The sequence below is a fragment of the Haloglomus salinum genome (assembly GCF_024298825.1).
Lineage (GTDB): Archaea > Halobacteriota > Halobacteria > Halobacteriales > Haloarculaceae > Haloglomus > Haloglomus salinum.
The window spans coordinates 3,806,596-3,822,296 of sequence record NZ_CP101153.1 but is presented as its reverse complement, the minus strand read 5'-3'; the positions used below and the strand labels follow the sequence as shown (position 1 = coordinate 3,822,296).

Below are 15,701 nucleotides of genomic sequence, written 5' to 3'. Positions count from 1 at the left end.
TTGTATATCCACATCAGCCCGGGTGCGTCGGGCCGGTGGCAGCGTGCAGCTCGTCACCGACGCGTCAACCGAGGTGGCCGATGTACTGGTCGAAGACCGATCGGTCGACGAGGAGCTGGATGTGCTCCTGGATGCCGGAGTTGATGTTACGACCCGTGGCATCGGTGAGCATGTACTCCGGGATGCTCGCGTACGGACTCGGGGCGATGAGTTCGTCGGCGTGTGACCAGACCGCAGTGTAGCTGACCCCGGATGCGAGGCCGTCCTGGTTCAGTTCCTCCAGAAGTGTACTTCCGGGGATCATATCACGCCCGCCCTCCGTGAGGACACCGACGTACGCCACGTAGGTTCCCTGGTGCGGGGAGCCGAGCGTGACGAGGTCGTCGACGTGGGCGGCCGCACCCTCTTTCTCGATGGCCCAGCGGGTGTCGAGTCCACCCATCGAGTGGGCGATGACGTCGACCGGTCCTCCCTCCTCGTCGGAGATACGTTCGAGTTCCCGCGCGACCACCTCGCCGTAGTCCGAGGGCGAATCCGTCGTGGTCCCGGGGATGTCACCGAGACTCATCTGATGTATCTCGTCGGCGTCGTATCCGTCGTCCTCGAGGTAGCCCGTGAGGACATCCCACCACGGCGTATCGCCGGTGTCCATGTACCCGTGGAGCAGGACGACCGAATCCCGGTCTTCTCCGGCGGCCGCGCTGCCGAGCGCCGGGAGTCCGAGTGCGGCCGCGGTTCCGGCCGTAGCCGAGCGGAGCAGTGCACGTCGCGTCCCGGAAGGCGTTCCCTCCATAGCCATCGGCGCTGACTGTCCGGTCAAGTAGTTGCTGCCGTAGTCACGGTGGCATATAAGCCGTGACGGCCTTCACCGGCCACCTGGCACCGGAGTCCCGGAGGCATCGATGGAACGCGACGCATGGCGCGATGGTCGTAGCACGGGATTGAAATCGTGCCGTCACGGAGAACAGGCCGTGACCGACGAGGCCGGGACCCTCAGACTGGCGTTCGACGAGGGCACGGTCCGCATCACCGGTCCCGGGTCGGTCGTCGCTGACCTTCCCGGCACCGAGTACGACGAGCGCTCGGAATCCTGGCGTGCCCCCGCCCACCGCTACGCCGACCTCCGTGACGCGCTCGCCGAGCACGACGGGGCTGTCGACGACGCCGTCCTCGCCGAGCGCGAGCTGCCGGACCTGACGACGGCCTACGAACTCCGCGACTACCAGCAGGATGCGCTCGACGCGTGGCGCGAGGCGGACTGCCGCGGTGTCCTCGAACTCCCGACCGGGAGCGGGAAGACGGTCGTCGCCATCGCGGCCATCGCCGCGCGCTCGGCCCCCACGCTCGTGGTCGTCCCGACCATCGACCTGCTGGACCAGTGGGAGCGCGAACTCGCGGCGGAGTTCGATGTTCCGATCGGGCGGCTCGGCGGCGGTGAACAGCGCGTCGAGGACATCACCGTCTCCACGTACGACTCCGCCTATCTCCGGGCGGACGAACTCGGCGGTGACTTCGAACTGGTCGTCTTCGACGAGGTCCACCACCTCGGCGGCGAGGGGTACCGCGACATCGCGCGCCTCCTCGCCGCGCCCGCCCGGATGGGGCTCACGGCGACCTTCGAGCGGCCCGACGGCGCCCACGAGGTCATCGAGGAGCTGGTCGGGCCTGTGGTCCACCGGCTCTCGGCCGAGGACCTCGCGGGGGACCACCTCGCCGACTTCGACATCAAGCGGGTCGCGGTCGAACTCACCGAGGACGAACGCGAGCGCTACGATGAGTATCAGGGCACGTTCACGGACTACCTCGCGCAGTCGGGCATCCAGCTGCGCTCGGGTAGCGACTACCAGGAACTGGTCAAGCGCTCGGGCAACGACCCGCGGGCACGGGAGGCGCTCCTGGCCAAACAGCGCGCCCGCGAGGTGATGATGAACGCCGAGAACAAGGTGCGCGAACTGGAGCGAGTGCTGGACCACCACCGCGAGGACCGTGTCATCGTCTTCACTGCGTACACCGACCTCGTCTACCGGCTCTCCGAGCGGTTCCTGATGCCGGCCATCACGCACGAGACGGCCGCGGCCGAGCGCCGGGAGATCCTGGAGCGGTTCCGTGCGGGCGACCACTCGCGCGTCGTGACCGCGAACGTCCTCGACGAGGGCGTCGACGTGCCGGACGCGAACGTCGCGGTGGTGCTCTCGGGGAGCGGGAGCGAGCGGGAGTTCACCCAGCGGCTCGGGCGGGTGCTGCGGCCGAAGGCGGACGGCGGGCGGGCGACGCTGTACGAACTCGTCACGGAGGAGACCGCCGAGGAGCGGGTGGCGCGGCGGCGGCGGTGAACGCGAGTGTACGTCCCCGCCGGCACCTGGCCGACGGGGCGAGGCGAACCGTTTTGTCGGGTGGCATCGCGCACCCCGTATGGCACTGCCGCCAGTGACGACGGGGATGGCCGTGACGTTCGGCCTCGTGTTCGCCGCACTGGCGCTGTTCGTCTCGGAGAAGCTCCCGCCCGACGTGACCGCTATCGGCGTCCTGGTGGCACTGGCCGTCCTCGAACCGCTCACGCAGGTCTCCCCTGTCGAGGCTCTCTCGGGCTTCGGGAGTGCGGCGACGCTCACCGTCCTCGCGATGTACATCCTCAGCGAGGGGGTCCAGCGGACGGGCATCGTCGAGCGGCTGGGCCTGTTCCTGGGCCGCATCACGGGCGGCGAGGAGCGACGCGTGCTGGCGGCGACGGTGTCCACGACCGGGCTCTCGGCCGGCTTCGTCAACAACACCCCCGTCGTCGCCGTGTTCATCCCGATGGTGACCGACCTTGCGGAGCAGGCCGGCATCTCGCGGTCGCGGCTGCTCATGCCTCTGTCGTTCGCGGCGATGCTGGGCGGGAAACTCACGCTGGTCGGGACCGCGAGCAACCTCATCGCCAGCGACCTCGCCGTCGAACTCCTCGACCGCGGCCCCATCGGGATGTTCGAGTTCACACCGCTCGGTGTCGTCGTCCTCGCCGTCGGCATCGCCTACCTCCTGACGGTCGGGCGGTACCTCGTCCCGGAGCGCGTGGCGGCCGACACCGACCTGACGGAGGCGTACGAACTGGAGGACCATCTCTCGCTGGTGACGGTCCGGGAGGACTCGCCGTTCGTCGGGCAGTCGGTCCACGAGGTCCAGGAGACCATCGACGGCGAGGAGGACATCCGGGCGGACCTGCTGCGCATCGAGCGCGAGGGCGAGGGGGTCATCGCCGCCACCACAGACCGCATCGTCGAGGCGGGTGACGCGCTGGTCATCCGGTCGACGCTGCGCGACCTGAACCGCCTCGTCGAGCGCTACACGCTCCGGCAGTTCCCCCGCGAGGTCGTGACCGAGGAGGACCTGCTGGGCGAGCGCGGGCAACTCGTCGAGGCTGTCGTCCTCCCGGACTCGGCCCTCGTGGGCACGCGCATCGGCGAGAGCATCCTCACCCGGCGCCTGGATACGACCGTCCTGGCGGTCAAGCGCGAGGGGGGACTGCTCCGCGAGGACCTGCGCGAGCGCCGCCTCCGGGCCGGCGACACGCTGTTGCTCCAGACGACGCCCGCCGCGGCGCGATACCTCACCGACACCGATGACCTGGCGCTGTTGCGCGAGCCGAAGCGTCCCGTCGATTTCGACGAACTGGAGCCCGAACCGCTCTCGCCCCGGACGCCCGTCGCGCTCGGGACGCTCGTGGGCGTCATCCTGCTGGCCGCGCTCGACCTGCTCCCCATCGTTATCGCGGCGCTGGCCGGCGTCTTCGTGATGCTCGCCACCGACTGCCTCTCCACCCGCCAGGCCTACGACGCCGTCTCCTGGAACGTCATCTTCCTGCTGGCCGGCATTCTCCCGCTCGGGATGGCGCTCCAGCGCACCGGCGGCGCGGCACTGGTGGCCTCGCTCTTCGCGGAGGTCAGCGTCTACGTCCCGACGCTCGCGCTGCTGGGGCTGGTCTTCCTCGTCTCCGGCCTGGTCGCGGCCCTCATCACCCCCGTCGCGATGACGGTCCTGATGGTACCGGTCGCCGTCGACACCGCTTCGCAGGTCGGCGCGGACGGGTTCGCGTTCCTGCTGGCGGTCCTGTTCGCCGGCGGGGCCGCCTTCGCGACCCCCATCGGCTACCAGACCAACCTGATGGTGTACGGACCGGGCGGCTACCGGTTCACGGACTTCACACGGGTCGGACTCCCGCTGCAGTTGGTCCTCGCGGTCGTCGTGACGCTCGGCATCGCGGTCATCTACGGCGTCTGAACGCCGTCGAGAGCGCACTCACTCTTCGGGGCCATCCTGCTGCCGGAAGTAGGCTCGCGTCCGGCGCTTCCCGGTCCAGATGAACCTCAGGCGGTCCAGCCGTGTCGCGTTCCGCATCGATGTTGAGCTGCCGGGTTCGAATCGGACGCGGGTCCCCCCCTCGGCGGTTGAGACGCGCCCCCGGAAGAGCCGCTGCCCGAGTTTCGACAGGTCCGGCGTGTGCCAGTGGCAGAGGAGGGACGCGGGCTGACCGTCCTCGACGGCGAGGGGTGTGTCCAGCACCACGGCGTCCGCGCCACGGTGCTCGACATCGCGGACCGTCCGGGTCGTCGGCCAGCCGTCCGCGTCGACGACGGTGAGCGCGAGGCGGTCGTAGGATGCGGCCTCCCCGGCGTCGACGCCCTGCTCGGGCCAGGCCGGTAACGAGCCGGCCGTCGCGTTCGCGAGTGGTTCGACGCGTACCGGCTCCACCTCCACGACCAGCCGCAGCGCGTACCAGCCGAAGAGGAACCGCCCGACGCGGGAGTCGAGCAACGACGAGGTCTTCGTGAACCCCTCGCGCTTCTCCGACGGGGGCTCGGCCCGGATGAGGTCCTGGACGTACTCCGCGTTCGCCTCCAGGTCGTCGTCGTGGACGGTGCCACGCCCGTACAGCACGAACGGCTCCTCGGCGCCGTAGAACAGGACCGACAGCCTGGGGTTCTCACGGACGGTGTCGACCTTGCCCGCGTACGCCGGCGGGGAGGTGACGACCACGGACTCGCGGTCCGGGTCGTAGAACGGTGTCAGTGGGTAAGTTCGGGGCCGGTCGCCGGCCGCCGTCGCCACCTCGGCCGCCGGGGAGTCGTGGACGGCCCGCTGCAGGCGGTCGCGGTCGAGGCTCGCGCCGTCCTGGTTCATCGCCGCCCTCCGCTGTGCATATCGTGGCCCCGCGTCACGCAGGCACTTAACTGGTTCCCGGGGGCGCGTCGGCCGGACACGATGGATTCACGGCCGCCGTGGCTCAGTGGTGGCTCTCGGGCTCGGTCTCCGCCTCGAGGATGATGAGGTCGCGGGCCAGATAGCCGATACCGCCCATCATCACCAGCGTCCCCGCGAGGAGGGTCGGGTTGATACCCCCCTGCAGCACGCCGAGGATCATGATGACCATCCCGACGACGGTACCGGCGATGGGGATGCCGACCGAGACCGTGTGTGGGCTCATGTCCGGCCACTCCTCCCGGGAGACTGTAAATCTCTAGCATGGCTGGTGCCGATTCCGATGGTTCGGTCGAGCGACGGAGCCCTTAACCGCTCGCTCGCCGAGCACTCGGCCGGATGCTGACGAAGGACCTGCTCCGTGTCTCGCGAGCCGGGGGCGGCTATCACCCCCGGTTCGTCGGCGACGACGCCGACGCCCGGGCGCTGGCGGCTCGTGTCATCGGGGTCTACCAGGGACACGTCGACGAGGAGCGAGCGGCGCTGGACGCGGCGCTGACGGACCTGGAGCGGTCGGCGAGCGACTTCAAACTCGTGCGTGGCTTCGCGAAGCTCCTGGAGCGTGAGGCGACCTTCGAGACGCGAGCGCCAGTCGAGCCGCGCCGCGCTCGGGCAGCCGCCTTCGAGGCTGCGGAGGCGGAGGGTGTCGTCACCGAGGGCGAGCGTGAGAGCGCACTCGTGCGGGCGGCCGAGAGGCTCGACGCTGCACCCGGCGCCGTGGCCGACTCGCTGTATGCCGACCTCGAATCCCGGCAGGTCCTCGCGACGTTCGACTCGCGCTACGACCCCGAATCCCTCGTCACACAGTACGACCTCTCGCTGGCACAGACCGCGCTGTTCGACGCCGTCGAGGTGCGGGTGCGCTCGGTCGAGCCGAAGGAACTCGTCTCCGCGGTCAAGCGCCTCCGGCTGATGTACGAGGTGCGCCGCGTCGATGCAGGCGAGCGCGACGCCGGCCCGGGCGACCGCGAGGTGGTCGTCACTGGTCCGAGCGCCCCCTTCTCGCGCTCGCGCCGCTACGGCACCCGGTTCGCCCGCCTCCTGCGGACGGTCGCGGCAGCGCCCGAGTGGCGCCTCGAGGCGACCGTCGACGACCGCGGCACCGAGCGTCAACTGGTACTGACCGACGCGGACGTCTCGGTGCCGGGGACCGAGCCCGTCGTCGAACCGACGTACGATTCTGGCGTCGAGCGCGACTTCGCCACCCGGTTCGCGTCGCTCGACCTCGACTGGGAGCTGGCCCGCGAGCCAGAACCGCTCGCCAGCGGTGCACACGTCGTCATCCCGGACTTCGCGTTCGACTACCGGCACGCGGACTTCCGCGTCTTCTTCGAGATCATGGGCTTCTGGACCCCGGAGTACGTCGAGAAGAAGCTCTCGCGGCTCGAGACGCTGGAGGACGTGACGATGCTGGTCGCGGTCGACGAGTCGCTCGGCGTCGGCGAGGCGGTCGCGGAGCTGACCGACGGCGCCATCCCCTACCGCGACAGCGTCCGGGTGAAGGACGTGGTCGATGCCCTCCGACGGTACGAGGACGACCTCGTGGCGGACGCGGCTGCGGACCTGCCCGATGAACTGGTACCTGAGGACGACGCCATCACGCTCGAACACCTCGCCGAACGCCACGGCGTTGGGGCAGACGCGGTCGAGACGAAGGCGTTCCCCGAGCACGAGCGTGTCGGCCGGACGCTCGTCCGGCCCGCGGTGCTGGCGGCCGTCGGTGACCGTGTCGAAGCGGGGATGGCCCTCGACGACGCTGAGCGCGTGCTCGACGAGTACGGCCTGGACGACACGAGTACGGTGCTCTCGCGGCTAGGCTACCGCGTCGAGTGGGAGGGGCTCTCCGGCGGCACCGTCCGGGAGAAGTGAGCCGGCAGTGCCGGATGTCGGGTGAGAGTTATGCCCACCGGTGTGGTACCCACCGCCATGCAGCCGGACACTCGCCCGCGTCGGGCGTGGCGCAAACAGGCCACGGCCGTGGGCAAGCGCGTCCGTGAGGGGCGCCCGGGGACGAGCGGCGGGTCAGCGGGGGACCAGGAGGTTCTGGACCTGGTGGCGGAGCCGTACGACTCCGTCGCGGAGTCGGAGCGCCGCCTCACCGACCTACAGCGCGTCTTCGCGACCCGTGAGGACGACCGCGCGGTCTTCCTCGCCGTGTACGCTCGGACGACGGAAGCCGTCGCGGCCCGCATCGAGCGCGACGAGTTCGAGGACCCGGACTGGGTGGCCGACTACCTCGTCGCGTTCGCGAACCGGTATCGCCAGGCCGCCCACGACTACGAGCGTGGAGACCTGGCGGCCGTCGCCGACCCGTGGCAGCTCGCCTTCGACTCCGCCGCCGCACCCGACTCACTCGTCATCCAGGACGCACTGCTGGGTGTGAACGCTCACATCAACTACGACCTCGCGTTCGCGCTCGCCGACGTGGGCATCGAGGCCGACCGGACCGCGAAACTCGAGGACCACCGCGCCGTGACGGACGTCCTCCGGACCATCGTCGACGACATCCAGGACCTCCTCGCCGAGGCGTACGCCCCGGGTCTCGAACACGTGGACGAGTCGATGGGCCGGGCCGACGAGCGACTCGCCATCTTCACCATCGACGAGTGCCGGTCCAGCGCCTGGCGCAACGCCGTCGGCCTCTGTTCCCGGTTCCGGGTCCGCCGCTGGGTCGCACGACGGGTCACCCACGCCACCGCGACCGGGGCGGCGTACCTCCTGCTGAGCACGCGTGCGAGCGACACGGTCCACGAGACGCTGGAGGCGGTCGAGGACGGAGAGCAGGCCACCGACAGATAGCTCATATCGTCGCGGAATATGTGGGGAATAGTTCTGTCATTTATTAAATCGTGGGAACAGGTGCTGAAAATACATCGGTTGAGGGGATATGGGGCGGGAGCTGGTCTACGGGGACTCACACGGGGCCGCCAGGTCCCGTGTCAGTCCGACCCGGTTCCGCGGAGCACGCCCCGGTTGCACGCGAGACACTCCGGCCGGAGGTCGGCCCGTGTCGGGTCCCGTACGAGGCGGATGCGGTCGCGGGGCAGGTTCTCGTCGCACTCGTGGCAGCGATAGGTGGCCGATTCCGGGAGCCAGCAGCCCGTCGCACAGACCTGTACCCGGCCGTCGATAGCCGGGTCGGGATGGTCGACCTCCCGGAACTCCTCCGACGCGTCCCGACAGCGCCAGCAGACCGCAACCGGTCCACCTCGGTTACGGCCGGTCCCGGCCCCGTCGGAGCCGACGTTCCGGTTCGCCATCTCAGTCCGCCCCCCCGGGGACCGCCCGGCATCCTGCGGGGGAGTCCGCGACGCTCGGCGGGCGCGGGCAGCGACAGTACCTGTCGGGCGTGACGATTCGAGGCCGTCGTCGCTCCCGTGGTCCGGTTCCGGGTGCGGCGGTGGTGGAGGTACGAGTAGCGGTCACGACTTCCCGTTCGTCCCCCGGCATTGAAAATTATTTGACGTTCGTACTAGGCACCTTGTTATTGCGGTTGGTTTCAGAGTATTGGCTGGTATATATCACACATGCTGGATAATGCATCTGGATGGGGTCAAGGTATGGGAGATTCTGGCTCGTAGCGCCCCTCGACAGTCGACCCGGGTCGCCGAGCCGTCTTCGAACTCCGGTCAGAGCTCCCGCCGTCGTCCCTTCGGCACCTGCGAGCGCAACTCGCCGTGCAGGAACAGCCCCACGCCGATCGGTTCCGGGCGGGGGCCGTCGGCCCGGTCCGGCACCGCTCCAGTCACGGACCCGCCACCGTACTCGTGGCGCACGACGAGGTAGCCCCAGTCCCCGTCCCAGTCGAGTTCCTGGTCCTCGCCGGCGAGGAACCGGGTCGCCTGCTCCCGGGAGAGGTCGATGACCGTGTCGTCGGCCGTCGCGTGGCGGCCGAAGCGCTGGACGGCGTCTGTCGTCGGCTTCCAGTGCTCGCCGCCGGTCCGGAGGAACGTCATCCCGAGCGCCTCCACCTCGACGGGTGAGGGGAGGTCGTCCGCGAACGCCCAGACCTTGCCCGCACCCTTCTCCCAGAAGGTGTAGCCCTCCCAGACAGACGGGTCGACGCCGTAGCGCTCCGCCCAGAACTCCACGACGCCCTCCCGCGTGGCGCGCTCGGGCACGTCTCGCTCGGCAGCGGTCGCGGGGAGGCGCTCGAACTGGTGGGGCTGGTTCTCCGCGGGCGCGTCATCACCAGCCGCGCCGTCGTCGCTCATGTCGTCACCTCCAGTTTGGCACAGAAGAACCCGCCCGTGTCGTTGTGGTGCGGGTAGATGCGGCGCGCGCGTTCGACGGCCGGGTCGTACTCCTCACCCTCCCACTCGGTGACGCCGGGGCGCGATTCGAGCGGCAGGTCGACCTCGACCAGTTCACAGTCGCTGTTCCGGAGTGCGTGGTCGAGGACGGCCTCGTTCTCCTCGGGGGCGAACGTACAGGTGGAGTAGACCACCGTGCCGCCGGGGGCCGTCATCTCGATGGCACGTTCGAGGATGCCCTTCTGGACGCCGGCCACGCCCTCGACGTGGTCGAGGGTCCACCCGGCCAGCGTGTCCGGGTTCTTCCGGATGGTGCCCTCACAGGAGCAGGGCACGTCGACGAGGGCGCGGTCGAAGGGGTCGTCCTCGTCGCCCTCGGAGAACGGTTTCAGCGAGAAGTTCCGGGCGTCGGCGTTCGTGACGGCGACGTTCGAGACGCCGCAGCGCTCGGCGTTCGAGCGCAGCGCCGAGAGCCGCCCGAGGTTCGAGTCGTTGGCGACCAGCAGGCCCGTATCCTCCATCAGCGCCGACAGCTGCGTGGTCTTGCTCCCGGGCGCCGCGCAGGGGTCGAACACCCGCTCGCCGGGCTCCGGGTCGAGGACGAGTGCCGGCACGGCCGAGACCTCCTCCTGCCCGTACACCCAGCCGTGGACGTACGCCCACGAGTGGCCGGGGTCGCCGTCCGGGAGTCGGAGGAGCCCGTCGTGCCAGTCGACAGTTTCGTAGGCGATACCCTCCTCCTCGAAGCCGGCCCGGACCTCGTCGGGCGTGGCCTTGATCTCGTTCACTCTGACGACCGCCGGGAGCGGCCGGGCACACGCCGCGCGGAACGCCTCGACATCGTCCACGAGGGGCTCGTAACGGCCGAGGACGTCCCCGGGGTCGTCGATACCGTCGGTCATTGGCATCGCTGGGTGGGGGCGGGGTTAGTGGGTTTCGGAGCGGGCGGCGACACGGCCCTCAGCCGAACCGTTCGCGGAACAGGGCGACCAGCAACCCGAGGTGGACAGTGGCCCCGAGCGTGGCGGCGAGACGGCCACCCGTGACGAGGTACGTCGCCCCACCGAGCAGGCCAGCGACCTCGACCAGCAGGCCACCCGCGACGAGGCCGATGACGGCCAGCGCCGTCCGGTCACTGGCGCCCCTGAAACTCCCGACGGTCGGCGGGTAGAACTGGTAGCTCGCGCCGACGATGGCGAGCCCGAGGAAGCCGAGCAGGTTCAGGCGGCGGTGAGCCGTCACGAGTTCGGCCGTCGGGGGCTCGACCGCGAACGTGAGCCCGAGGAACGCAGCGAGCGACCCCAGCGCCACCGCCACGAGGACGGCATCGAGGCCGACGCGGTGCCGGTCCGAGCGCGCGAAGGTCACGCCGAGCGCCGTCGCGAACCCGATGACGGCAATCGCCTCGGCCGCCGCGCCGAGGCGGAACACCGGCCCGGCGGGGAGGCCGACGGCGAGCAGTGCCGGTCCGATGGCCCCGGCCGGGAGGACGACCGTGACGAGTACCCGCGGCGGGTGGGCCACGAGGAAGCGCGGGAGGAGCCGGAAGCCGACGGCGAACAGCGTGAGGGTGGCGAACCCGGCCCCGAGCAGGTGCGACGCACGGGGCGCGTAGCCGTCCAGCAGCGTCGGGAGCGGCGCATGGGCCGCCAGCAGCGCGTACGAGCCCAGTGCGAGGTAGCCCACCGCGACCGGCACCGCGAGGTTCGCGGCCCGGTCGACGGGTCGGCGCTCCGCGTTCACCTCGCCGGTGCCCGTCTCGCCGCCGAGGAGGTTGCCCCGGACGGTCCAGCCCAGCGTCCCGAGGAAGACGGCCACGCCGACCGTCCAGAGCGCGGCGCCCGCGAGCGCCAGCAGCTCGACGGCGGGTGTCGGGAGGACCGCCCGGCCCACTCCGGACGCCGCGCCGGCCAGTAACAGGGTCCCCGCCACCGAGCAGACGAGGTGGACCGGCATGAGCCGCGTCGTCGCGAGGTCGCGGTCGAAGTAGGGCGGCACCAGCGCGTACGCCTTCCCGAAGACGGTGTGCAGGACGAACCCGAGCAGCCCGAGCGTGACGGCCGCTCGCCGGGTGGTACCGGCCAGCTCGGCAACCTGCCAGACGGCGAGCCACGCGGCACCCGCCAGGACGAACCGGCGTGCCCACCGCGAGGCACGTTCGGCGTGGGTCATGGCGGGTAGCCACGGCGAAGCCTCTTGAATCCGGCCCCGAACGCCCGCGTCATCGGCAGCGCATCACCTCGACGGGACCAGTTCCACCGCGGGAGGCGACCCCTTAACATCCTGCCGGCCCTCCGTCGAGTCACGGATGGGGAGCCACGGCGACGACCTGTCGGGCGAGGGTCGCGAGCTGCTGGGCGCGTGTCACGACGACCTCCCGTTCGACCCGACGACCGTCGACATCGACGACGCCGACGTGCTGGCCCGGCTGGAGCCGGAGGTCCGGGAGTGGTGGGCCGAGACCTTCGGCGAGTACGTCCCGGGCAACGGCGGGTTCTTCACGCCGCCGCAGAAGGAGGCCATTCCACTCGTCGACGAGGGGGAGAACACGCTGGTCTGTGCGCCGACGGGAAGCGGGAAGACGATGGCCAGCTTCGCGGCCATCTACAACGACCTCTTCGGCCGCGCGAAGACCGACGACCTCGACAACTCCGTCTACTGCCTCTACCTCTCGCCGCTGAAGTCGCTCGCGAACGACATCCACCGGAACCTCGCCGAACCCATCGACGCCATCACCGACAAGCTCGACGCGAACGGTCACGCCGACGTGGACCTCCGGCACGCCATCCGCCACGGCGACACCTCCGACAGCGACCGGCAGAAGATGCTGGAGACGACACCCCACATCCTGAACACGACGCCGGAGACGCTGGCCATCCTGCTGAACTCGCCGAAGTTCAAGCGGAAGCTGGAGACCGTCGAGTACGTCATCGTCGACGAGATCCACTCGCTGGCCGACAACAAGCGCGGCACCCACATGGCCGTCTCGCTGGAGCGACTGGAGGCGATGGCCGAGGAGTCACCGACCCGCATCGGCTGTTCGGCGACTGTCGAGCCGCTGTCGAAGATGGCTGAGTTCCTGGTGGGCTGTGAGACGCCCGGCGACCCGGACGCGGACGGGGGTACCGACGAGGACGGGACCGCGGGCGAGGACGAGGGCGCCGGCCGTGCGCCCGAGTTCCGCGACTACGAACTCGTCGACGCGCGGTTCGTCCGCGACTTCGACATCGAACTCCACTGTCCCACCGACGACCTCATCGACACACACCCGTCGGTCGTCAACGACCGGTTCTACGACCAGCTCCACGAGTGGATACAGGGAGCGACCAACACGCTCGTGTTCACGAACACGCGGTCGGGCGCCGAGCGCGTGCTCCACAACCTGCGCGAGAACTACGACGGTTACGACGAGAGCAACTCGGGCTGCCACCACGGCTCGCTCTCGAAGGACGAGCGCGAGCGTGTCGAGGGGCTGCTCAAGTCCGGCGACGTGGACGTGGTCACCACGAGCACCTCGCTGGAACTCGGCATCGACATGCCCCACATCGACCTCGTGGTGCAGGTCGGCTCGCCCAAATCGGTCGCGTCGCTGCTCCAGCGCGTCGGCCGCGCGGGGCACCAGCTCGGCGAGACCGTCACCGGCCGCGTCGTGGCGCTGGACCGCGACGAACTCGTCGAGTGTGCGGTGATGCTCAAGAAGGCCGAGGAGGGGTTCGTCGACAGGGTGTTCGTCCCGGAGGACGCCCAGGACGTGGCCGCCCAGCAGGTGTACGGGATGGCCATCAACGGGCCACGCCCGGAGGCCGAGGTGCGCGAGATTCTCACGAGCGCGTACCCGTATCGGAACCTCTCGGACGCCGCGTTCGAGCAGCTGTTCCGGTATCTCACGGCGGATTACGAGGGCCTGGAGGCGAAGAACGTCTACGCGAAGGTGTGGCGCGACACGAACGATGCGCCCGGCGGCGAGCACCACTACGAGGCGTACGCGCCGGGCACGCCACTCGTGGGCAAGCGGGGCCGGATGGCACGGGTCATCTACATGACCAACATCGGGACCATCCCGGACTCCTTTACCTGCGACGTGTTCGTCCGCGGTGGCGACGAGTGGGTCGGGCAGCTGGACGAGTCGTACCTCGACACCCTCGAATCCGGCGACGTGTTCGTCCTCGGCGGGTCGAACTACGAGTACGCCTACCGGCGCGGGTCGAAGGTGTACGTCGACCCGACGGGCGCGCGGCCGACGGTCCCCTCCTGGTTCTCCGAGCGCCTGCCGCTCTCGTACGACCTCGGGCGGGAGATTCTGGGGTTCCAGCGCGACCTGCTGGAGCGCCTGGCCGACGGCGGCCCGGCCGCGGTCCGCAACTGGCTTCGGGAGTTCCCCCTCGACGAACACTCGGTGCGTGCGGTGACACGGATGTTCGATGAGCAGGTACGGTACGCGGGCATCGAGAGCGTCGCGACCGACGACCGGCTCGTCGTCGAGGAGGAGCTCGACCACGACGAGTACGAGCGCCACTACTACGTCCACTCGAACTACGGCCGTCGATTCAACGACGGCTTCTCGCGGCTGCTGGCCTACCGCTGTGCGCAGGCGGCCAACGCCAACGTGCAGGTCGCGGTGGCGGACAACGGCTTCACGCTGTCGATGCCGCTCAACCGGAAGGTGGACGTGACGGGCGTGCTCGAGTCCATCGCCCCGGAGGAGGCCCGGGCTGACCTCCGTGCCGCGCTCGACGGGACGGACCTGCTCAAGCGCTACTTCCGCATCAACGCCACCCGGTCGCTGATGATACTCAAGCGGTACAAGGGGTACGAGAAGTCGGCCGCACAGCAGCAGGTCTCGAGTGAGATGCTGCTGTCCTTCGCCCAGAATCTCGAGGATTTCGCTGTAATCGAGGAGACCTATCGCGAGATCCTCGAAGACAAACTCAATCTGGCGGGTATCGAGGATGTCCTCGGGGACATCCAGCACGGCGCGGTCGATGTGGTCCACCACACGGTCGAGACGCCGACACCGCGGGCGTTCGGACTGGCCACGCTGATGGCCAGCGACGTGGTGCTTGCCGAGGACGAGTCGGCGGTTCTCCAGGAGTTCCACCGGCGGGTGCTGGACGCTATCGACGAGTCCGAGACCGAGGGTGACGGAGCGGTCGTCGAGAGCGACGATTAGGGCCGGGGCGTACCCGGCTTCGCCCTGCTGCAGCCAGGTCTCGCGGCGGTCGGTCGCTGCCGAGCAGTCCTGATGGGTGACGAGTACCCCGAACCGTTTTACCCCTGTCAGTGGGTTCGTAGCACATGGATGCTCGCGAGGGAATCGCGTTCCTTACCGGGTCAGATGGGCGGGTCGCCGTCCTCAGGCGTCTCGGTGAGATGTCGTGCCGACCGTGCGAACTCCGCGAGCAGACCGACGCCTCCCGCACCGCGATTCACCGCGCCCTGACCGGTTTCGAAGAGCGTGGCTGGGTCCGCAAGGACGACGACCACTACGCACTGACTGCGGCGGGCCGACACGTACACGAACGGTACGAGGACCTCGCCGCGGCGGTCACGGTCGGCGACCGGTTCAGCGAGTTCCTCACGGCGTTCCCGCGGGCCGACGAGTTGCCGTTCCCCGTCGACGGCGAGGTGTGCGTGGCGACACCGACCGAGCCACAGGCGCCGGAATCGTTCTTCTACGACCGGCTTCCCGACGACGCTGACGACCTCCGTGGCTTCACGCCGGTACTCACCCAGCGGATGGTGGAGGCCTTCGAGCCGACCGTGGAGGCCGGCACCGAGGTCGAACTCGTCTACGACGAGTCGTACGCCCGGCACGTCCTGGACTCGTACCCGGCGGTGATGGAAGTGGCCCTGGAACGCGACAGCGTGACGATTCACGTCGTGCCGGAGTGTATCGAGGGCGGCCTGGCCCTTGTCGACGACGAGGTGTTCCTGAAAGCGTACGGGACGCGTGGCGACCTGCGGGCCTGCCTCCACTCGACCGACCCGTCGCTCCGTGAATGGGCGGCCGACTGGTTCATGCGGACGAAATCGGGAGGGCAGCCACTGGCGCGGTTCGCCGCGGACACGCCGGGTTGTTCCGGGGGGCGGAACAGTTAACGAACCGTCGCTAATCTGTGCTTCCGGGACATTACGCCCCGATGCATACTATAGAGTACGGCGGAGATGGTCGGTCGGGACTGCCCGGCCGGACCCGGAATCTCGGGCCGAGAC

13 protein-coding genes are annotated in these 15,701 nt (G+C 69.5%); 6 read left to right on the top strand and 7 right to left on the bottom strand.

What is annotated here, in order from left to right; all coding sequences use genetic code 11:
• Positions 1-64: 64 nt before the first annotated feature.
• Complete coding sequence (locus NL115_RS18710; protein ID WP_254830838.1) at positions 65-793, bottom strand: esterase/lipase family protein; 729 nt, start codon at positions 791-793, stop codon at positions 65-67.
• 178 nt (positions 794-971) lie between these two features.
• Here NL115_RS18710 and NL115_RS18705 point away from each other — a divergent pair, with 178 nt between their 5' ends.
• Positions 972-2,333: a DEAD/DEAH box helicase gene (locus NL115_RS18705; protein ID WP_254830837.1), complete on the top strand. Its 1,362-nt coding sequence runs from the start codon at positions 972-974 to the stop codon at positions 2,331-2,333.
• Between the two features lie 79 nt (positions 2,334-2,412).
• Positions 2,413-4,257 (top strand): SLC13 family permease, encoded by a 1,845-nt coding sequence (locus NL115_RS18700; RefSeq protein WP_254830836.1) that lies wholly within the window; start codon positions 2,413-2,415, stop codon positions 4,255-4,257.
• 18 nt (positions 4,258-4,275) lie between these two features.
• Here the strand turns inward: NL115_RS18700 and NL115_RS18695 are convergent, their stop codons facing one another.
• Both NL115_RS18695 and NL115_RS18690 read right to left on the bottom strand, forming a co-directional pair.
• The gene (locus NL115_RS18695) at positions 4,276-5,157 is read right to left on the bottom strand and encodes a pyridoxamine 5'-phosphate oxidase family protein (protein ID WP_254830835.1); all 882 of its coding nucleotides are present in this window, start codon (positions 5,155-5,157) and stop codon (positions 4,276-4,278) included.
• 103 nt (positions 5,158-5,260) lie between these two features.
• Positions 5,261-5,461: a hypothetical protein gene (locus NL115_RS18690; RefSeq protein ID WP_254822436.1), complete on the bottom strand. Its 201-nt coding sequence runs from the start codon at positions 5,459-5,461 to the stop codon at positions 5,261-5,263.
• Positions 5,462-5,574: 113 nt separating this feature from the next.
• On the opposite strand from NL115_RS18690, the gene NL115_RS18685 reads away from it, so the two are divergent.
• Both NL115_RS18685 and NL115_RS18680 read left to right on the top strand, forming a co-directional pair.
• Positions 5,575-7,104: a DUF790 family protein gene (locus NL115_RS18685; protein ID WP_254830834.1), complete on the top strand. Its 1,530-nt coding sequence runs from the start codon at positions 5,575-5,577 to the stop codon at positions 7,102-7,104.
• A 57-nt stretch (positions 7,105-7,161) separates the two neighbouring features.
• A complete protein-coding gene (locus tag NL115_RS18680) occupies positions 7,162-8,034 on the top strand; it encodes a DUF5995 family protein (protein WP_254830833.1) in 873 nt (290 codons plus the stop codon).
• 140 nt (positions 8,035-8,174) lie between these two features.
• Here NL115_RS18680 and NL115_RS18675 read toward each other — a convergent pair whose 3' ends face one another.
• The 4 genes from NL115_RS18675 to NL115_RS18660 form a co-directional block, all read right to left on the bottom strand.
• Entirely contained in the window at positions 8,175-8,495 is a 321-nt protein-coding gene (locus tag NL115_RS18675) for a hypothetical protein (protein ID WP_254830832.1), read from the bottom strand.
• 369 nt (positions 8,496-8,864) lie between these two features.
• Positions 8,865-9,449, bottom strand: a complete 585-nt coding sequence (locus NL115_RS18670) for a DUF7122 family protein (protein WP_254830831.1) — start codon at positions 9,447-9,449, stop codon at positions 8,865-8,867.
• Complete coding sequence (locus NL115_RS18665) at positions 9,446-10,390, bottom strand: RsmB/NOP family class I SAM-dependent RNA methyltransferase (RefSeq protein ID WP_254830830.1); 945 nt, start codon at positions 10,388-10,390, stop codon at positions 9,446-9,448. The genes NL115_RS18670 and NL115_RS18665 overlap by 4 nt, the downstream gene beginning before the upstream one ends.
• 58 nt (positions 10,391-10,448) lie before the next feature.
• Positions 10,449-11,660, bottom strand: a complete 1,212-nt coding sequence (locus tag NL115_RS18660) for a hypothetical protein (protein WP_254830829.1) — start codon at positions 11,658-11,660, stop codon at positions 10,449-10,451.
• A gap of 136 nt (positions 11,661-11,796) precedes the next feature.
• Here NL115_RS18660 and NL115_RS18655 point away from each other — a divergent pair, with 136 nt between their 5' ends.
• Together NL115_RS18655 and NL115_RS18650 are read left to right on the top strand one after the other, a co-directional pair.
• A complete protein-coding gene (locus tag NL115_RS18655; protein ID WP_254830828.1) occupies positions 11,797-14,658 on the top strand; it encodes an ATP-dependent helicase in 2,862 nt (953 codons plus the stop codon).
• A gap of 125 nt (positions 14,659-14,783) precedes the next feature.
• Positions 14,784-15,587, top strand: coding sequence for a helix-turn-helix transcriptional regulator (locus NL115_RS18650; protein WP_254830827.1), 804 nt, complete (start codon positions 14,784-14,786; stop codon positions 15,585-15,587).
• Positions 15,588-15,701: the final 114 nt, after the last annotated feature.